Raw genomic sequence first — 19,601 nt, forward strand, 5'->3', positions numbered from 1 at the left:
TTTTCGCTTTATCACGCCGCGCGTGATCATATTCCCACTTTCCTTTTTTCTGCCGGATGAATGTACCTGTAACGGAGCTGGATTGTCCGGTTAGTATAGTATCGGCTGCAGGGCGCCGGTTCTGAAGAGATGCGAACATCCATAAATAACCAGATAATAACCAAAATCATTGCCTTTATTGACTTTGAATCGATTCTTTTAGATAATAAAACTATTCATTCTAACCAATGACCTGCAGGGCAAAATCCCTGATTGGCGACGTGAATCACCCTATTTTCCCTCTCGCATGGATCGCGGGCCGAAAGAAGGGGCACTGCAAGAAATCCACAGAAGGTCTCGCGAACCCTTCTGTGCCATATCACAAGGACTGACGACCGTTCCCGCCCGCTGGGGGTGAACGGTTTTAATAGCGTTAAGCATGAAGATGCAAGGAGGCTCAAAACTATGAAGCACAGACTCGTCGCCCAATTTTTAGCCGCATGGATGATCGTTGCCCTTCTCTGGCCGGCCGGCGTTCCCGGCGCGGTATTCGCTCAAGAAACGATCTGGGTTGAGGTTGATACAGCCTCAGAATTTAACAATATCCGCGACAATCTGACCGCCAGCTATCGCCTGACGGCCGATATCGACCTGAGCGGCTATCCCAATTGGACACCCATCGGTACAGACGCTTCCCGCTTCACCGGCCAACTGGACGGCAACGGCAAAGTCATCCGCAACCTGGGCCTCACCAACACCTCCACCGCTGACCAGGGATTGTTCGGCGTGATCGGCGCGGGCGGCAAGCTGACCAACGTGGTGGTGGAAAACGCCAACATCTCGGCCGGCAATACCGCCGGCATCCTGGCCGGGGCTAACTACGGGCAGATCAGCGCTTCCTCCGCCAAGGGCAATCTCTCCGGGCAAGACAATGTCGGCGGCCTGGTGGGCAGCAACGCCGGGCAGATCACCAACGCCTTCACCCAGGCGCAGGTAACCGGCAAAAACAACGTGGGCGGTTTGGCCGGTTCCAACAGCGGCAGCGTGCAAACCTCCTACGCGGCCTCCGTGGTTTCAACGTCGGTCTTGAACAACTACCTGCAGTTTGACGGCGTGGATGATTACATTGAGATTCCCCATCAGTCCTACTACCTCACCGACAGCTTCACCATCGAGGCCTGGTTCGAGTGGGATGATGTGGGCACGGATAATGTGCAATTTATCACCGGCAAAGGATTCGAACAGTTTGAAATCCACACCGGCGGCGGTTCGGACGTTAACGGCATCCGCTTTATTCCGGTTTACCGGCCTAAAACCCTCTATGCAGATGGGAGAGCCTACCAGGATGTTAAAAACGTCATCCGGCCGGGCTGGTTTCACGTGGCAGCCGTATGGGACTATTCCACCCAGACCGCGCGGGTCTACATCAACGGCCAGCCGCAAGACATTTACCAGGCAGGTGTTAATGTCACAACTGAAGCGCCGGTGCCGCTGCTTCATCCGGAAACGAATCCCTACGCGGATAATTCGTTTAATTTTCGAATTGGCCGCCGATCAGACGACTCTTTTCCCTTCAAAGGCAAAATCAGCGATGTGCGTTTTTGGAACACCGTGCGCAGCAGTGAGCAGATCTACGCCGATAAAAACAAGCAGCTCGAAGGCGACGAAGCTGGCCTGATCGGCTACTGGAAGCTGGATGAAACTAGTGGAACGACGGCTATAGACAGCACCAGCCACCACAACGATGGAACCGTCTTCGGCGGCGCCACCCGCGTGCAAGAGACCGGCAGCAATTTTGGCGGCCTGGTGGGCCTGAACAGCGGCACCGTCACCAGCTCTTACTATGACTCGAGCATTTCCGGGCAATCAGACACAGGCAAAGGCGTTCCGCAGCCCACCAGCGCCATGCAAACCGCCAGCACCTTCAGCGGCTGGGACTTTACCACCCTCTGGAAAATCAACGAAGGCAGTTCTTACCCTTACTTCAACCGCTACACCTTGAGCTATTCCGCTGGTGCCAACGGCAGCCTGACCGGCAGTACGTCGCAAACCGTCAGCCCCGGCGGAACCGGCAGCCCGGTAACCGCCGTTCCGAGCACCAATTACAAATTTGACAAATGGAGCGACAACCTCACCACCGCCACCCGCCAGGACGCCAACATCACCGCTTCCCTCAGCGTCAGCGCCAGCTTCCTGGAAGCTGTTCCCCCCACGGCCAGCATCCTTGTATCCGATACCTCTCTCCTCGCCGGGGAGACCAGCTTGGTAACCTTCACCTTCTCCGAAGCGGTCAGCGGCCTGACCACCGCCGACCTGACCGTGGGCAGCGGCAGCCTGAGCGAACCGTCGTCTTCAGACGGCGGCGTCACCTGGACGGCCACCCTTACCCCAACCGCGAACATCAGCAATGCTGCCAACGTCATCACCCTCAATAACAGCGGCGTGCAAGACCTGGCCGGCAACGCGGGCAGCGGCACTACCAATTCCAATACCTACGCCGTAGACACCATTCGCCCAACGGCCAGCATCGTTGTATTCGATACCTCTCTCCTTGCCGGGGAGACCAGCTTGGTAACTTTCACCTTCTCCGAAGCCGTCAGCGGCCTGGCCACCACCGACCTGACTGTGGGCAGCGGCAGCCTGAGCGAACCGTCGTCTTCCGACGGCGGCATCACCTGGACGGCCACCCTTACCCCCGCCGCGGATACCAGCGATGACACCAACGTCATCACCCTGAATAACAGCGGCGTGCAAGACCTGGCCGGCAACGCGGGCAGCGGCACCACCGATTCCAATACCTACGCGGTCAACACCGTGCGCCCCACCACTGAATCCATCGTTGTATCCGATACTTCTCTGTCCATTGGCGAGACCAGCGCGGTAACCTTCACCTTCTCCGAAGCGATCAGCGGCCTGACCACCACCGACCTGACCGTGGGCAGCGGCAGCCTCAGCGAACCCGCATCTTCCGACGGCGGCATCACCTGGACGGCCACCCTCACCCCCGCCGCGGACACCAGCGACACCACCAACACCATCACCCTGACGAACAGCGGCGTGCAGAATGCGGTTGGGAACGCAGGCAGCGGCAGCGCCAGTTCCAACAACTACGCCGTAGACACCATCCGCCCCACAACCAGCATCGTTGTATTCGATACCTCTCTGGCCGCCGGGGAAACCAGCGCGGTAACCTTCACCTTCTCTGAGGCGGTCAGCGGCCTGACCACCACCGACCTGAGCGTGGGCAGCGGCACGTTGAGCAGTCCCACTTCCAGCGACGGCGGCATCACCTGGACGGCTACCCTCACCCCGGCCGCGGATACCAGCGATGCCACCAACGTCATCACGCTCGATAACAGCGGCATTGCCGACCTGGCCGGCAACGCGGGCAGCGGCACCACCGATTCCAACACCTACGCGGTCAACACCGTCAGCCCCAGTGTAACGGTTGAGAAGGCGGTTGGCCAATCTGACCCGACCAATACCAGTCCCATCCTGTTCACCGCCACCTTCAGCGAAGCGGTAACCGGTTTCAGCGCGGAAGATGTTTCCTTTGCGGGCAGCACTGCCCCCGGCACGCTGGCAGCCTCCATCAGCGGCAGCGGACCAGCCTACACCGTCTCGGTCAGCGGCATGACCGGCCCCGGCACGGTGGTCGTTTCCATCCCGGCAGAGAAGGTTACCAACGCCGCGGGCAACAGCAACACTGCCAGCACCTCCGCCGACAACACCGTAGCCTATGACACAGCCGCCCCCACCGTTACCGTGGAAAAGGACAGCGCCCAGGCTGACCCGACCAACACCGAACCCATCCTGTTCACCGCCACCTTCAGCGAAGCGGTAACCGGTTTCAGCGCGGAAGATGTCTCTTTTGAAGGCAGCACCGCCCCCGGCACATTAACCGCCGAGATCAGCGGCAGCGGAGCGGTCTACACCGTCTCGGTCAGCGGCATGACCGACTCCGGTACGGTCATCGTTTCCATACCGGCCAACGCGGCCGCCGACGCGGCTGGCAACCTGAGCGCCGCCAGCACCTCCACCGACAACACCGTTGCCTATGACGTGAGCGCCCCCACCGTTACCGTTGAACAGGCCAGTGATCAATCCGACCCGGCCAACACCGGTCCCATCCGCTTTATTGCCACCTTCAGCAAACCGGTCAGCGGCTTAACCGCGGAAGACGTTTCCTTTACCGGCAGCACCGCCCCTGGCACATTAACCGCCGAGATCAGCGCCTTTTCCCCGTCGGGTGATCCACTGCCCGGCGGCGACCCAGACCCCGGCACCGAGCTGGCCTACACCATCTCGGTCAGCGGTATGACCGGCTCCGGCCTGGTTATGGTTTCTCTGCCGGCCAATGCCGCCGCCGACGCGCTCGGCAACCAGAGCGACGCCAGCACCTCCAGCGACAACACCGTAACCTATGACGTGAGCGCCCCCACCGTTACCGTTGAGCAGGCCAGCGATCAGGCCGACCCGGTCAACACCGGACCGATCCGCTTCACCGCCACCTTCAGCGAAGCGGTAACCGGCTTTACCGCGGAAGATGTTTCTTTTGCGGGCAGCACCGCCCCCGGCACATTAACCGCAACCATCAGCTCTGCCATGAAAGACGAAGAGCCGTCCGGCAGCGCCGCGCCCGGCGCGGATAAAGGTATCTCCAGCGCATCCCGCTACACCATCTCGGTCAGCGGCATGAGCGGCAACGGCACCGTCGTGGTCTCCATCCCGGCCAACCGCGTGCTGGACGCTTCGAGCAACCCCAACGCAGCCAGCACCAGCACCGATAACACCGTTACCTTCGACACGTCCACCCCCGAAGTGAGCATCCCCGGAATCCAGGTCGAATATACCGGCTCTGGCCCGGCCAGTTTTGGAGTGAATTTCAATAAGCCGGTATTCAACCCCGAAGGCCACAGCGACCCCGATGACGTAACCAACCCGGCCAACTACCTGCTGGTGAAAAACGGGCCCAACCAGCTCTTCGACACCCTCTCCTGCGCCGAAGGCCTGGCCCCCGATGACATCCAGTTCGCCGTCATCAGCGTGGACTACGACAGCGAAACCAACACCTCCACCATCCGTCTGGCCAGCCGCCTGCCGGTGGGAAGCTACCGCCTGTTTGTGTGCGGCACCACCTCCATCGTTGACCTGGCCGGCAACCCCATCAACGGCGGTGAAGACGCGGTCTTCGACTTCAGCGTGCGCCCCGAACCCGAAAGCCTGCCCGAAACCGGCTTTGCCCCGGGCAAATTCACCACCCTGCCTGCTCAACCGGCCAACCTGGCTTACGCCAGCAGCGGGCTGACGCTGTCCATCCCCGGCCTGGGGGTGCAGACCGCCATTGTGGGCGTGCCGCGCAGCGAGCAAAGCTGGGACGTCTCCTGGCTGGGCAGCCGCGCCGGTTATCTCTACGGCTCGGCTTACCCCACCTGGCAGGGCAACACCGTTCTCACCGGGCATGTGTGGGACGCCGACAACACCCCCGGCATCTTCGCCAACTTGAAGAGCCTGCGCTACGGCGACCCGCTGCAGATCATCACCGGCGGGCAAACCTACACCTATGAAGTGCGCGAGAACAACCTGATCAGCGCGCGCGGCGTCACCCAGGTATTTGAGCCCAAAGAGCAAGACTGGCTCACCCTGGTAACCTGCGAGTCTTTCGACGCGCAAGAAGACAATTATCGCCTGCGCCGTGTGGTGCGCGCCGTACTGGTCAGTGTGGAATAGCCAGCCCCACTATCTGAAAGAGAGATAAAACCGCCGGGTTTTCTGGCAGCGCCAGCCGCCCGGCGGTGTTTTTTAACCTGCCCCACCCGCCGTGCAACCCTTTATAATCATTAAAGAACCAAAAGGAGCGCAGCCTTGTCCGTTTCCCCCTTTCTGCTAAACTTCACCGCCTGGGCGCAAAGCCAGCCCGACGTGCTGGCCGCCGCCCTGGTTGGCTCGCACGCGCGCGGAACGGCCAGCCCAACCTCCGACGTAGACCTGGTGATTCTGGCGCGCGATCCGCAAAGATATCTCAACGACCAGTCCTGGGTCAATCGCTTTGGCGAGCTGCTTTGCTCCCAAATGGAAGACTACGGGCGGCTCACTTCGCTGCGCGTGTGGTATCAAAGCGGCCTGGAAGTGGAGTTCGGCCTCACTGGCGCGGACTGGGCCGCCCGGCCGCTGGACGCGGGCACGCGGCGGGTGATCGAAGACGGTATGCGCGTTTTGTTTGAACGCCAGCCGCTGCTCAGCCCATTCCAACCCATAGAATGATTCCTCTCGCCCAACAACCCGGCAGCGCAGCGGGCGTTGCTAAAGTTGATAATTAGTGCTAAATTAGTCATATTCGGATTTGGTGATTCCTAACGAGAGGAAAAACTCATGCAGAAGATTACCCCCTCCCTGTGGTTTGACAGCAACGCCGAAGAAGCGGTTGCTTTCTACACGTCCATCTTCAAAAACTCACAGATTGACGCCGTCTCCTATTACGGAGAAGAAGGCCCCGGCCCAGCCGGCACGGTGATGACCATCGGCTTCACCCTCGACGGGCAGCAGTTCGAGGCCATCAACGGCGGCCCCTACTTCTCCTTCACCCCGGCCATCTCCTTCACGGTCAACTGCCAGGACCAGGCCGAAGTGGACGCGCTGTGGGACGCGCTCTCAGCCGGCGGTTCTACCGAGCAGTGCGGCTGGCTGAAAGACAAATTCGGCCTCTCGTGGCAGATTGTGCCCACCGTGTTGGGCGAAATGATGCAAGACAAAGACCCACAAAAAGTGCGCCGCGTGACCAAAGCCATGCTGCAAATGGTCAAACTCGATATCGCTCTGCTTAAACAGGCCTACGAGCAGGGCTGATCGCGGGTACAATCACCAGAAAACCGGAGGGAAATTCATCATGCCGCCCCGCAGTCCGCAAGAAATGATGGCCGCTGTCGCCGCCAACCTGCAGCAGCGCACCGGCCGCAGCCTGTCCGAATGGGTAGAGCTGGTCAACGCCAGCGGCATCGATCCGCTGGATCAGAAAGCCGTGCGTAACTGGCTGAAAACGCAGCACGGCGTGCCGCAAAACTCGCAGTGGGAAATTGCCGAAACAGCCGCCTGCGCGGCAGGCTGGGTGCGCCCCAGCGTGGAAGGCTACATCGACTCGCAGTACACCGGCCCCAAGGCGCACCTGCGGCCGCTCTTTGACCGCCTGCGCGAAATCATCGAAGCCCTGGGCGATGACGTGCGCGCCGAAGGCCGTTCCACCTACACACCCTTTGTACGCCGCCGCCAGTTCGCCGCCGTGGCCGCTGCCAGCCGCGCGCGCATCGAGGTGGGACTGCGCTTCACCAACCCGCCCGCCTCGCCGCGCCTTTCCCCGGCCAAAGCGCCCGGCCAGGCCACGCATAAACTATCCGTCAGCTCGCTGGAAGAAATTGACGAGGAGGTCGCAGCCCTGCTGCGCGAGTCGTACGAACAGAACGGATAATTTTGTTGTATAATGAATGCATCAATCATTCGCAACCCTGAGGCGAAGCCTATCGGGTTGCGAATTTTTATTTCCACAGGAGGGAAAATCGTATGGAAGACAATTCGTATTCACTCGCTGGTCTCAAAGTAACCGCCATGGTCTACGCCACGGTGCGGTCGGTGGTGGAGCATGTGCGCCAGACCGGCCACCTGCCCGAGAAGATCACCGCCGGTGGTCTGCACATTGCCATGCGCGTGCTGATGGAGCAACGCGGCCGCGACCCGGTACTCAACGAGAAGGAGCAAATGGTGCTGGAAGCCATTCTGCGCGACCGGCGCCTGCCCGGCGGCGGCGTGGTCTTTGTAGACCCTGAACCTGGGCCGGAGAAAGACGGCCAGTAAGCCAACAGCCATTCATTGCTGAAGGAATCAGATCAGCGCTCGACGGAAGGAAAAACCCGTTGAGCGCTGATCGCGTTAAACGCACAGGTCCGCTGTTGTGCCGCGCGCGTTTTGTCAAACTTCAAGCACCGACCCGGCAGGGAAGCTCTTCACCCGGCTGCCCAACCGGCTGAGCAGCAGCTGAAACGCGCTGTCGCCGGTGCAGTGATTGAGATAAAAATCGGTTTGGGCGTAATCCGCTTGAAACACGCTCACCACATGCTCCAGATAAGCCTCATCCGCGCCCACCAGATGCGTGCCGCCAACAATGGTCAGCACGGGCTCGTGAAAGACGCGCTTAACATGCTGGAGGGTGTTGAGGATTCCGGCGTGGCAGCAGCCGCAAATCACCACCAACCCCTGCTTTCGTTTCAGCACCAGAGAAATATCGTCGCGGTAAGGATCATGCTGCCAGCCCTCTGGCGTGCGGATGAAATGGTGCGCGCTCGAGCCTTGCGGTTCGGGCCTCTCAGTGATTTCTCCCGTCATCCACAGCCCCGGGAGAATCTCCAGCGGTTGGTCGCTGAGCTGAAGATTCGCTTTTTGCATGGGTTCGATGTGTTTCTCTTCCAGCCCAATGGAGGTGTATTTGCCGTGGCGCAAAGAATAGCGCGCCTGAAAGATGTCTGTGTGAGCATACAGAGCCACGCCGGGGTTTTTAGAAAGGATACTATTCAAACCGCCGGTGTGGTCATAATGGGCGTGGCTCAACGCCAGCGCGTCCACATCCTCTGGGTGCAGTCCCAGCATCTTCATGTTGTGCGCCAAAACCGCCTCGCTTTGCCCGGTATCAAAAAGCAGATTGCCGTGATCCGTTTCAATCCAAAAAGACAGCCCGTGCTCACCCAGCAGGCCAGACTGCTCTTTGACAGCATTATCAATCACACAAATGATTTTGATCGCCATAATTCTTTTCCTTTTTCCGGTACCTTTACCGCTTCAAGATCACTTCTTCCGCTTTATTGCTCGGTGAGCTTGCGCAAGCACACAGAACAAATCGACAGATGATGATGAATGGCTGCTTGAATTTTGTCCGTCATGGCGCCCATTCTGACCAAATCGGTATCATAATCCAGAAGAATAAAACATTCTTCACAGGTTAACTCCAGAGGTTCTTTCCCCTCCTGGATCAACATTAACAGCTCCCACAAAGGGCGATTCGTTTCCGCTTCCACAGTTTTTGACAATAGGACAACCTATTTCATCAATTCTACAAAAGCGCGGAAGAAGTCTCCTTCGGTGATAATCCCGACCACTTGCTTGCCTTCCATCACCGGCAAGGTGCTGATTTTTTGCTCCAGCATGAACTGTGCCGCCTCAATGAGTTGTGTATCGGGGGTGGTTGTTTTTGGCTCAGTGGACATGACCTGGCGAACGGGGCAGCGAGAAAGAATATCGCTGGCCTTGACCGCATCGATGGCAAAGGTGGTGAAAGGAATTTTTTGGCGCAGGTCTTCAATGGTAACGATTCCCACCAGCTTGCCATCATCCACAACCAGTAAGCGGCGGATTTTATTGTTAATCATCAACCAGTACGCGTCTGGGATGGTAACACTGCTGCTTACCGTAATTGGATTCTTTGTCATCCAATCTTTAACCCGATGGCTTTCCATTTTTCACCTCCGCTTTCCGATTCGTTTGTTTGATCAGGCAATCTTTTATACCTTTGATTAAAACTGGCGCTTGTTCAAACCGTACCGTGGAGGGATGCGCAGATTTTTCTCTTTCTTCCGCGCCGCCGTTAGCGGGGATAAAGCTCCCATATCCTCGCCAGCTCATCCTCTTCGCAATGAATATCGTGGTAAAGCCGCATCGTCTCACCGTGATTGATCTGCACGCCCTCTCCTGCAACAATCTGCCCAATATCCGAAAAAGAGATCCCTGCTTGTCGCAACTGCTCAGAAGCCGCCTCCACCTGGCCGGGCGGAACGGTGGCCGCCAGCGTTCCAGAGGAAATCATTTTGAGCGGGTTAAAGTCAAACGCCTTTGCAAACCGTTCTACGATGGGAGAGAGCGAAATTTGCCCTTCTTCCACCAAAATTTTCACCTGTGACAGTTTCGCCATCTCCAGTAGAGTTTCCAACAGGCCGCCGCGGGTAACATCGTGCATAGAAGTTGCCCCATGCTTTGCCAGGATCAACGCTTCTGGAACAATGCTGACGCTCTTCATCAGTTGGCGGGCGGCTTCAAGGTCTGCCTGGTTCAATCCGAGTTCGATGGCCGTATCCGAGAAATCATTCGCCAAAATCGCCGTACCTTCCAGGGCAACGCCCTTGGTGATCAGCACATGGTCACCCAGCCTGGCCCCCCGCGTTTGCACGGGTTGCAGATCGGTAATCGTTCCCAGCGCCGTTACCGCTACCAAAGGCCGCGCCAGATTGGAAGAATAACCGGAATGACCGCCAATAATGGTTACGCCCAATTCCGCCGCGGCCCGGCTTGCGTCGCGCATAATTTCTTCCAAAAGGTGCTCGTCTTCTCTGCGCGGAACCAGAACAAGCACCAGAATCCAGCGCGGCGGCGTGCCGCTGGTGGCAATATCATTGCAGGCAACATGCACCGCCAGCCAGCCTATATCTTTCACCGCTCCCACAATGGGGTCAACATGAGAGACCAATACGCCTTCATGCACCCGTGTAATGGCCACGTCTTCTCCAAAAACAGAGCCCAGAATGACATCTGGATCATTGTTTTGAATAAAGGGATGAACATAACGTTCTAAAACCTCGAGAGAAAATTTAGACATGGCGTTAACTTTCCGTGCTGGATTCAATAGAATTTACAGTCTCGTTTTGACCATTTACCGGGTAACGGGCGGGAGCAGCGCTCCAAAAATGCACGCCGTACCGCGTTACAATTTGCGCCCTTCCGCTTTCTTCCAGCGCCTTCAGTGTCCCTTTCACATCCGCCGGCGACCAGCGCGTTAGCGCTTCGATCAATTCCGATTCGCGCATGGGGTGGCGGGTGATAATGCCAACAATCGAATCAACCAAATTCTCATTCCCGCTCAGATCAAATGAACCGCTCGCCGGGGCAATAACGTTGGCGGTTTTTCCCAGAATGGCGCGCGCGCGCAGCAGACCTTCTTCGCTGGGGGGTTTAACCCACGGCTCCACCGGCAGGCGGGTGGGCTGCAAGATGTGCACTTCATCGGGCTGAATCTGGATCAGAACCTGTTCTATTTCCTGCAAAGCCTCTTCCGTATCATTCAGTCCCTGAACCAGCATCACCTCAATCCACAACTTGCCCCGGTATTCTTCGCGGAAGCTGATCAGCCCTTGCTGAATGCGGTCATAGGTGATGTCGGGGTGAGGCCGGTTGATCTTTCGGTAAACCTCTGCGTTTCCCGCATCCAGGGTCGGCAAAACCGCATCTGCGGCGGCCAGTTCCTGGCGAACCTCAGGCTGGTAAAGCAGCGAGCCATTGGTAATCACCGCCACGGGCAGCGGCGTCATCTGCTTCACCTGCCGGATGAGATACCCCAGCCGGGAATAAAGGGTTGTTTCGCCGGAGCCCACAAAAGTAACCCAGTCAATCCCATCTGGCTGGTGCGCTTCGAGGGCTTGTTTCACCTCGGAAAGAATCTCATCCGCCGGGAAAAACTCTTTGCGCTCATTGACCAGCGGCCGGGTGCGGCCAAGCTGGCAGTACACGCAATTCCAGTTGCAGGTTTTCAATGGAATGGGGTCAATCCCTAGAGATTGCCCTAATCGCCGGGATGGTACTGGCCCAAATACATATTTCATCCGATACCTCATTCACTCCGTTCACCGAATAGTTTGGTGCCAATTCGCACAATATTGGCGCCTTCTTGAATAGCAATCAGGTAGCTGTTGCTCATCCCCATCGACAGGTACCGCATTTCCACATTGGGCAGGCTCTGCTTTGCCAGGCGGTCAAACACCTGGCGGGTGGCCACGAAAAAAGGCCGGCTGTCTTCGGGGTTGCCAAAGCGCGGCCCCATCGTCATCAGCCCTTGTACCTGTAAATATGTCAGCGTGCTCAATTGGGCGATCAGCTCATCCACCTCCTCAGGAAGAACGCCGTCTTTGTTCGGTTCGCGCCCGCTGTTGATCTCTACCAGAATGGGCAGTTTCTTTTGCAAGCTGGCCGCGTGCCGTTCCAACGCCTGCGCGAGCGCCCACGAATCCACGGTTTCAATGATGTCAAAGAATTCCGCGGCAACTTTCGCCTTATTGCGCTGCAAATGGCCAATCATGTGCCAGGTCGCGCGGCTGCCAATCGCCCGAATAATGGGCAGCGACTCTTGAATATAGTTGTAGCCAATATGCGTAACACCGGCCTCAATCACTGCTTCCACTTCGGGCAGTGTTCTGGTTTTGGCGGCAGCCAAAAGCGTAACCCCTGCTGGGATGGTCTTGCGAATGGCTTTTACGGCTTCTACAATTCTGAGCGAACTTTCAATCATGAGATTAACCCTTTGAAATCACAATCAAAATAGCGATCAATATCCCTGCTCCTAAAGAAATCATGGAATGTTGTTTCTTTTCATTTTCAACCGCCGGGAGCAAATGTGTGGCGCCCACATACACCAGCGCGCCGGCGGACAGACCCAGCAAATTCCCCAGCGAGCGCTGGTTGATCTGGTTGATCACCGGGAATGAGATTAGCGTACCCAGGGGGGTGGTCAGCGCGGCTGCCAAAAACGCCATAACAGCCGCCTTCTTGCGCGGAAAGCCAGCCTGTTCCAACAGCAAAAAGGTAACCACGCCTTCCGGGAACTCATGCAGAACCATTCCAATCGCGGCCAAAACACCCGTAAAGATGCTCACGTTGAAGGTAACCGAATAAATCACGCCATCAATAAACGAGTGCAAGCCAATGCCCACCATGGGAATGACACCAATGGAAATATTCCTGCAGTCGGTCTCCCGGCACACAAAACGGCTAACGAACCGGTTGATGATATACAGACCCATAAACCCGACCAAGAGATAGATCGGGGCCTGGCTCGTCATTTCGATTGATTTTGGAATGATATGAATAAAAGAGACAGAAATTAACACCCCGGCCGCGAAGCTCATGAAATAAATTACATTCCGGTTTCCCCATTGCTCGTGCGCGCTGATTGTATAGATGCCGATGCTGGTAACCAGGCAGGCCAAAAAGCTCGCCAGGGTAACCGCACCAAACGTGTTTAGGAACATGCCTGCCTCCTACACCACAAGCAATTCCATCATTAACCCGGTATCTTCGCGTTGAAGGGCACTCGAATGGTTTGCCCGCGCGTGTTTTTCTCCAGCGTGTATAAATCCTTCGCCGATTGAACCCGGTCGATGAATAAAACGCCTTCGAGGTGATCAATTTCGTGGTGAACAACCACCGCGTTGAATCCTTCATAATACCGGTCAAACGGCTGTCCCTGCTCATCCAACCCGGTTACCCGCAGCAAGTGCGGCCGTATGGTTTCGCCATATAAACCAGGGAAGCTCAAACAACCGTCAAAATCCCGGCGCTCATCCCCGGCTTCAATCACCCGCGGATTGATCAGCGCCTCCGGCGGGCCGGTTACCCACTCGCCTTCCTGCTCATACCCCAGGCAGACGATCACAACCTGTTTGTGAACATTGATTTGAGGAGATGCCAGGCCAATCCCATTCTCATGGGCTTGCAAAGTGTCTTTCAAGTCTGCTATCAGGTGCTTGAGCGATTTATCAATCTTTTCCACCGGCTGGCTTTTTGCGCGCAGCTCATTTTTCGATTGTGGATAAATCAAAATCTCGCGTACGGCCATTGTTCTCTCACTTTTTTAGCTGCCATCTCCTCAGCACCTCAGCCGGCCTGGCTTCTCCATCCGGTTCTTCACCGCTCCGTCTCTCTACACAAGCCAACTACTCCACAGGATGAAGTGCCTGGTGAATGGCATCATTGATCGCCTGACGCAGCGTGTTAATTGCCAATTGGGCGCAGTGTTCGTGCTCTTTGGGCAGCCCCTCTAAAGCCTGAATCACTTCTTCGGGGGTAATCCTTTGCGCTTCCGACAGCGTTTTGTTTTTCGCCATTTTTGTTACCATACTTCCACACGCGATGGTCGCGCCGCACCCATCGGTGGTGTAACGCGCATCGCGAATGACATCTCCCTCGACCAGTAAATCCATTTGCATACTGTCGCCGCACCACCCGCGGTAATGACTGCGCACGCTTTTATGATCCAGCATCCCCATATTTTCGCGGCTTTCAATGAACATGCGGGCAATCGGCGAGTAGATTCGCTTGTACTTCTCCTGATCCGTTTCATGATGATGGTGACTGTGGTGCAGTTGCTGGTCGACTTGAATGGTAACCAGGTCTGGGCCTGCCTGGCTGTCAGAGGGTTTTGCGGCGCCCACCCGCTTTTCAACCGGGGCGACCGAGGTGAAAGCCTCCAGCAGTTCCGGCATTTCGGGCAGGTCAACCTCTTCCAGCAGACCATGGTCGCAGGCCCTGGCCACAGCGGGGTTAATCGGTATTTGCGCCAGAATCGGTGAGTTTGCCGTCTGAGCCACCTGGATCGCGTTGCTGTCGCCAAACACATAATGCTTCTTGCCGGTATCCGGGCAGGTGAAATAAGCCATATTTTCCACCACCCCCAGGATGGGCACGCCAATCGTTTGCGCCATGTGAACGGCTTTGCGCACAATCATACTGGCCAACCCCTGGGGAGTGGTAACCATCACGATCCCTTTAATGGGCATGGACTGCATGATGGTTAACGCCGCGTCTGAAGTTCCCGGGGGCAAATCGATCAACAAATAATCCAATTGGCCCCACATCACATCTCCCCACAGTTGTTTAATCGCTTTACTGATCATGGGCCCGCGCCAGATCACCGCCTGGTCTTCGCTGGCCAGCAGCAAATTCATCGAAATCACTTTTACGCCTGAGCGGCTCTCCAGCGGATTGATGCCTACCTCACCTGGCTCGGCCGGCCCGTGCAGACCAAACAGCATGGGAATGCTGGGACCGGTAATATCCGCGTCCATAATGCCAACCCGGTAATTCTCTTTGGCCAGGGCGCTGGCGAGCAGGCCGGTAACAAACGACTTTCCCACGCCGCCTTTGCCGCTCATAACCGCGATGATATTTTGGACCTGGTTATAAGCTGCCGCGGCTCCTTCCGTGATTTTTGCTGAAGCAGATGTTTGATCTTTGCTGGCTGATGTGGCCATAGTGGGTCTTTCCTTTTCGATGGTTAAATTTCACTTCACCAAAGCGCAATTCATTTGCGGGATGCGCGGCATTGTGTCACAATCCGCTCGCAAGTGAAGGTCTGCGCGGTCATTCCTTCATCATTTTGCTCCCACATTTGGGGCAAACCTGATCCATGCAGCGTTCACCCAACGCATGCGGCATGCTGTAACCGCATTTTGGACAAACGCAATTCCCTCCCGGGCCAGACCCCGGTTTGTTTCCTTTGCCCAATCCCTCCCCGCTGCCAGGTGTAGGGACCCCTCGTTTTCCATACATCCAACGAGTAAACACCTTAAACCTCCAAACAGCACCTAACTATGTCCCAGTTCTTCGATTCGCTTTTCAATCGCGGCGAGTTGATCTTTAAGCCAGCTCGCCTGGGATTTCAGGTATTCAGTTTCTTCCTGAGCCGGGGGAACCGGCGCGCCGCCAAACCACTGCCAGCCCGGAACACCAGCGGCGTAGCCCATATTGCGCCAACCGCGTCCCATGCCCCTCCCGCCAAAGCCAAACCCTCCCCATCTACCCGCGCCGCCCGTGAAACCTGGAGCGTTAAATCCAGCACAATAGCCGGCGCGCCGGCCCGTCATGGGTCCCAATCCCGCAGGTCCAGTTCTATCTCCTCTTGGCATTTCATCATCTCCTTCGTACATAAAAGATTACCATCCACTCCGACCGCCGCGCTGCCTTCGCCGGCGCGGCCGCCTCGAATCATTCCTGGCACTTGCTGTCAGGCGCGACTGAGGTGTGGATGATTTGCGCTCCAAACCAGAAGCAAAAAAGTCAACGATGCGCGGTATCAAATAATATCCAAAGCCGGCCAACGCTGTCGCAACCCAGCCGGGCCGCCTGGCAAGCCCCCGGTTGGCAGCCGCTTGGGGAGAAACCACGATCGATTTTACCGGGGTCGTGTCAATCACTTCCACCCGCTGCAGCGCGCCCGTGGGGCAAATGCCGATACATTTTTCGCAGGCATCGCAGCGCTGCGGATCAATCAACGCTTTCCCGTCCATCATGTGAATTGCGCCAGACGGACAGGCATTTACGCAAACGCCGCAGCCTTTGCATAAACTCTCATTCACAATCACAGTCATCGCCAATCACTTCCTCTCCAGGCCAACCGCCGGTTACTCCTCATTCATCAAATGCTGCCCCACAGAGCGATCCTCCTGATCGGATGGGCACACCACCAGAATGCACCGGTTGATCTCATTGCTCCGGTTTTCCCAGCGGTGGGGAATGTGCGCCTGAAAGATCAGGCTGTCGCCCGGCTCCAGGTGATATTCCTGCTGCCCAACCCAATACACCAGGCTACCTTCCAGGCAGTAGACAAACTCCTGCCCGGTATGCACAATGGTATCCGCCCCGCTGTTGGTTTTGGGCTTGGATGTCATCAAGAGCGGGGTTGCCTCGCCCAGCGCCAGCCCCCCGCCCATATCTTCCAGCTCGCCGTGCGGAAACGAGGTTCGCGGCCTCTGGCCCGCCTTTTGAAAAACAAAATCTTTGGGAAGGAAGGAAACCTCAAAAAAAGCCGTGATGGGCACTTGCAGCGCGCTGGCTAACTGCTGCAGCGTTAGAACGTTGGGGGAGGATTTTTCATTTTCAATCAGGCTCAGGGTATTAAAGTTCAACCCGCTGATCTCTGCCAGCGATCGGATGGACAGTCCCCGCAGGGCGCGCAGCTCTTGCAAGCGCCGCCCCACATTAATCTCGGCTGGCTCATGGCTGGTCACGGAAGACTGCATCACCTGCATCAAACTCTCGCGCCATTGGCTCTGCATTCGCATGGTTCGGATTCGCTGCCTGTCTTGACTACGACCTGCCATTCTATTCTTCCTTTCTTCTCTTGTACTATTAATATAGTACAAATAAGTCATAAATACAATATTATTTTAGTACTATTGTCAGTTCGGCCGCCGCGCAAAGAGACACCGCCGTTGCGGGTCAGCGCGGAATCCCCGGCGCAAGGTTAACAACCTCTGGGCAACCCTCCTTTCAGCCCATCGGTTTAACCAACCCGGTATATACTTGTGAATATCCATTCACTTTGTTGTTGTAAATCGTTTTGCTTTCCGCCCCCCACAGCAGTCCGGCAGGTCTGCTGCGGCAAACGGCCAGGAGGGAAATGCGAATGGCCTCAAAATTAAACCAGATCGTCTTTCAGCGCAAGCCCGAACCCACCGAAAACGCCGCCACCCTGCTGGTGCCGCAGGGCTGGCAAATGCAGGGCGGCATTCTGCGCGCCAACCTCTACGCCGAGCGAGTTTCCGCGCAGAACATTGAAGCCAAAGTAGACCTCACCGTTCAAAAAGACGCGCAGGGCAGCGTGATGCTGCGCGTGGTGCCAGAGATGAAATACTGCGACCCGCGCTTTTTAATGGGCGGCTTCTTCCCGGTGGGCAGCAATTACGGCGGCATGACCGTCTGCCCCCTCATGCCCCCGGCCCAGTTCCTGGCGCAGATGATGTTCCCCTGGGCGCACCCGCAGGCCGCCAACGCCCAGATGCTGGACGCCCAGCCCTGGGAAGAGTACGCCAATAAATACCGCGCGGAGACGGCCCAATACGGTCTACCCACCACCTACGACGGCGCGCAGGTTACCTTTGCTTACGAAGAACGGGGCGTGCGCTACAAAGAAAAGGCCTGCGTCATCATCGAAAACCTGGGGCAGATGGCCATGGGGCAGTGGTCGAACAAATCCACCTATTTTTACCGCGCCCCCTTCGATGAGTTTGAGGACTGGGACCCGGTGCTGTTTCTCATCTCGCGCTCGTGGCAGTTCAACCCGCAGTGGCTGGCCCAGGAGCGCGCCAGCCAGCAGATGCTGACCGGCTCGTACAACCAGGCCCTGGCCGCCGAGCGCCAGCGCGGCAAGAAGCTGCTCGAAACCCAACATCACATTCAGAACACGCTCAACGAGATGCTCGATCACCAGCGCGTGACCAACGAAGAGATCCGCAACGACGCCTACCTGACCATGACCAACCAGGAAGAGTACATCAATCCCTACACCAACCTGGTGGATTACGGCTCCAATCAGTTTAATTACCGCTGGGTGACTGAACAAGGCGACGAGTTTTACACCAACAACGAGAGCGACAATCCCAACGACGCTGACGGCGTGCTCAACAAAAATGATTGGAAGCGCACGCAGGTGCGTCCCCGCCGGCCGCTGGACTGACCGGACCGCATTGGGCTGGGGAATCAAGAGAAGATCGTCAGCCGCAAAAAACAGAAATGTTAAAACCGCCCTCAATTTGACCCTGCAAGAATTGCACGGCGAGACTTGTATAGTATGAATGTTGCCGTGCAATGCCTTTGGATGACTACTCTATTTAAGCTTCTTGGATGCCCATGACAACTTTGCCAATCAATGAGTGTTTCGAGCCGCCCGACGAACTGGATGGGGCGAAAGTGCTTCTATGGGCATATAACCCCGAAAAGCCATTTTTCATGATGTTATTTGAAGATGGCTCAAATTACAAACCCATTCATGGTTTTGCCATCTGTCGTTATGGGGGAGAAGAACTATTCTACAAATTCTCTTGCAACAGCGAGTGGGAAGTAGAAAATGATTCGGATCACGCGAGTATCGAAGAGGCCATCCATGCCGCACACCATCTTTCAAAAGAGCCAATTGTTTGGAACCAGAAGCTGCCTGCAACCGAATAGGAGCGCATGTTTCGGCTGCCAGCGGATCGCCAAAACAGTTGAAATCCCATTGAGTTACGAGAGCAAAGCCAGCGATGTACGCTGTTCGACACACATGAAAGTTCATGCTCTGACAAGCCGCTAAAAAGGGACGCACTCACACATCGCATATTTTGTGGTTCAGTTGATCCGAACCATTTCCGAAGCCTGACGCCTGGCATTCTCACCGAAAACCCCTATAATAAAAACCATACCCCAACGTACTGGAGAATCCATCCATGCCCGAATTTGTAACCCTCTCCTGCCCGTCTTGCGGCGCGAAGCTGCAAATTGGCAGCCATGTTGACCGGTTTGCCTGCAGCCACTGCGGCAATGAGCACGTCGTCCAGCGCGACGGCGGGATTGTCTCTCTCGCGCCCGTCATCGAACAGATCAAGCAGGTGCAAAGCGGGGTGGATAAAACTGCCTCCGAGCTGGCCATTGCCCGCCTGAAAGAAGAAATCCAGGAGATCCGCCGCAGCATGCCCGACACATCCAATGAGGGCTGCCTGGCCAAAGTGGGCATGGGGCTTTCAGGAATAGCCATGTTCGCCTGCATTGGTGGGATTATGACCGGTGATGGCAGCACCATCGCGATGGCGGTGGTGGTATCGCTGATCATGTTCGCTGTGGGTGTTTGGCTGGGCCTCAAAGAAGACCAGAACAAGAACGCCAGACTTAAACCCTATCGCGAGGCCATCGCCGAAAAAGAAAATGAGATTGAACGCCACAAGAAGTTGGTGAACCTCGATTAGTCTTTTTTGCTCTGCGGCCGGCACGCAAATTCCCTGCCCGGCCAGTAGAACGGGTATAATCCACGCAGCAAAAATTTACCTGGCGGGATGCCGCCAGGCAGC

General features: G+C 56.6%; 20 protein-coding genes. 8 read left to right on the forward strand and 12 right to left on the reverse strand.

The window, feature by feature from the left end; genetic code table 11:
• Positions 1-444: 444 nt before the first annotated feature.
• From ADN00_RS20665 to ADN00_RS10170, 5 genes are all read left to right on the forward strand, one after another.
• Complete coding sequence (locus ADN00_RS20665; RefSeq protein ID WP_075062867.1) at positions 445-5,709, forward strand: Ig-like domain-containing protein; 5,265 nt, start codon at positions 445-447, stop codon at positions 5,707-5,709.
• A 135-nt stretch (positions 5,710-5,844) separates the two neighbouring features.
• Positions 5,845-6,243 carry an aminoglycoside 6-adenylyltransferase gene (locus ADN00_RS10155; protein WP_075062868.1) on the forward strand — a complete coding sequence of 133 codons (399 nt, stop codon included), beginning with the start codon at positions 5,845-5,847 and terminating at the stop codon, positions 6,241-6,243.
• A gap of 108 nt (positions 6,244-6,351) precedes the next feature.
• Complete coding sequence (locus tag ADN00_RS10160; RefSeq protein WP_075062869.1) at positions 6,352-6,825, forward strand: VOC family protein; 474 nt, start codon at positions 6,352-6,354, stop codon at positions 6,823-6,825.
• Between the two features lie 40 nt (positions 6,826-6,865).
• A complete protein-coding gene (locus tag ADN00_RS10165; protein ID WP_075062870.1) occupies positions 6,866-7,441 on the forward strand; it encodes a DUF5655 domain-containing protein in 576 nt (191 codons plus the stop codon).
• A 92-nt stretch (positions 7,442-7,533) separates the two neighbouring features.
• Positions 7,534-7,824, forward strand: coding sequence for a hypothetical protein (locus ADN00_RS10170; protein WP_075062871.1), 291 nt, complete (start codon positions 7,534-7,536; stop codon positions 7,822-7,824).
• 114 nt (positions 7,825-7,938) lie between these two features.
• On the opposite strand, the gene ADN00_RS10175 is transcribed toward ADN00_RS10170, so the two are convergent.
• The 12 genes from ADN00_RS10175 to ADN00_RS10230 all read right to left on the reverse strand — a co-directional run bounded on the left by ADN00_RS10175 (position 7,939) and on the right by ADN00_RS10230 (position 16,880).
• On the reverse strand, positions 7,939-8,769 hold the full coding sequence (locus tag ADN00_RS10175; protein WP_075062872.1) for an MBL fold metallo-hydrolase: 831 nt from the start codon (positions 8,767-8,769) through the stop codon (positions 7,939-7,941).
• A gap of 53 nt (positions 8,770-8,822) precedes the next feature.
• A complete protein-coding gene (locus ADN00_RS19765) occupies positions 8,823-9,050 on the reverse strand; it encodes a hypothetical protein (RefSeq protein WP_152966320.1) in 228 nt (75 codons plus the stop codon).
• Between the two features lie 9 nt (positions 9,051-9,059).
• Positions 9,060-9,476 (reverse strand): CBS domain-containing protein, encoded by a 417-nt coding sequence (locus tag ADN00_RS10180; protein ID WP_075062873.1) that lies wholly within the window; start codon positions 9,474-9,476, stop codon positions 9,060-9,062.
• Positions 9,477-9,604: 128 nt separating this feature from the next.
• Entirely contained in the window at positions 9,605-10,609 is a 1,005-nt protein-coding gene (locus tag ADN00_RS10185; protein ID WP_075062874.1) for an AIR synthase family protein, read from the reverse strand.
• Positions 10,610-10,613: 4 nt separating this feature from the next.
• Entirely contained in the window at positions 10,614-11,609 is a 996-nt protein-coding gene (locus tag ADN00_RS10190; protein WP_075062875.1) for a radical SAM protein, read from the reverse strand.
• An 8-nt stretch (positions 11,610-11,617) separates the two neighbouring features.
• Positions 11,618-12,292, reverse strand: coding sequence for a YggS family pyridoxal phosphate-dependent enzyme (locus tag ADN00_RS10195; protein ID WP_075062876.1), 675 nt, complete (start codon positions 12,290-12,292; stop codon positions 11,618-11,620).
• Between the two features lie 4 nt (positions 12,293-12,296).
• The gene (locus ADN00_RS10200) at positions 12,297-13,031 is read right to left on the reverse strand and encodes a ZIP family metal transporter (protein ID WP_075062877.1); all 735 of its coding nucleotides are present in this window, start codon (positions 13,029-13,031) and stop codon (positions 12,297-12,299) included.
• A gap of 32 nt (positions 13,032-13,063) precedes the next feature.
• The gene (gene def, locus ADN00_RS10205; RefSeq protein WP_075062878.1) at positions 13,064-13,618 is read right to left on the reverse strand and encodes a peptide deformylase; all 555 of its coding nucleotides are present in this window, start codon (positions 13,616-13,618) and stop codon (positions 13,064-13,066) included.
• Between the two features lie 97 nt (positions 13,619-13,715).
• On the reverse strand, positions 13,716-15,032 hold the full coding sequence (locus tag ADN00_RS10210; protein WP_075062879.1) for a P-loop NTPase: 1,317 nt from the start codon (positions 15,030-15,032) through the stop codon (positions 13,716-13,718).
• A 333-nt stretch (positions 15,033-15,365) separates the two neighbouring features.
• Positions 15,366-15,707 carry a DUF5320 domain-containing protein gene (locus tag ADN00_RS10220; protein ID WP_330218346.1) on the reverse strand — a complete coding sequence of 114 codons (342 nt, stop codon included), beginning with the start codon at positions 15,705-15,707 and terminating at the stop codon, positions 15,366-15,368.
• 6 nt (positions 15,708-15,713) lie between these two features.
• The gene (locus tag ADN00_RS10225) at positions 15,714-16,148 is read right to left on the reverse strand and encodes an indolepyruvate ferredoxin oxidoreductase subunit alpha (RefSeq protein ID WP_075062882.1); all 435 of its coding nucleotides are present in this window, start codon (positions 16,146-16,148) and stop codon (positions 15,714-15,716) included.
• A 33-nt stretch (positions 16,149-16,181) separates the two neighbouring features.
• Positions 16,182-16,880 (reverse strand): cupin domain-containing protein, encoded by a 699-nt coding sequence (locus tag ADN00_RS10230; RefSeq protein WP_160317513.1) that lies wholly within the window; start codon positions 16,878-16,880, stop codon positions 16,182-16,184.
• Positions 16,881-17,185: 305 nt separating this feature from the next.
• Between ADN00_RS10230 and ADN00_RS10235 the strand changes: the two genes are divergently transcribed.
• The 3 genes from ADN00_RS10235 (at position 17,186) to ADN00_RS10245 (ending at position 19,499) form a co-directional block, all read left to right on the forward strand.
• The gene (locus ADN00_RS10235; RefSeq protein ID WP_075062883.1) at positions 17,186-18,235 is read left to right on the forward strand and encodes a hypothetical protein; all 1,050 of its coding nucleotides are present in this window, start codon (positions 17,186-17,188) and stop codon (positions 18,233-18,235) included.
• 173 nt (positions 18,236-18,408) lie between these two features.
• Positions 18,409-18,726 (forward strand): hypothetical protein, encoded by a 318-nt coding sequence (locus ADN00_RS10240; RefSeq protein WP_075062884.1) that lies wholly within the window; start codon positions 18,409-18,411, stop codon positions 18,724-18,726.
• Between the two features lie 257 nt (positions 18,727-18,983).
• Positions 18,984-19,499, forward strand: a complete 516-nt coding sequence (locus tag ADN00_RS10245) for a hypothetical protein (RefSeq protein ID WP_075062885.1) — start codon at positions 18,984-18,986, stop codon at positions 19,497-19,499.
• The last annotated feature ends 102 nt before the right edge of the window (positions 19,500-19,601 follow it).

The organism is Ornatilinea apprima (genome assembly GCF_001306115.1).
Classification (GTDB): domain Bacteria; phylum Chloroflexota; class Anaerolineae; order Anaerolineales; family Anaerolineaceae; genus Ornatilinea; species Ornatilinea apprima.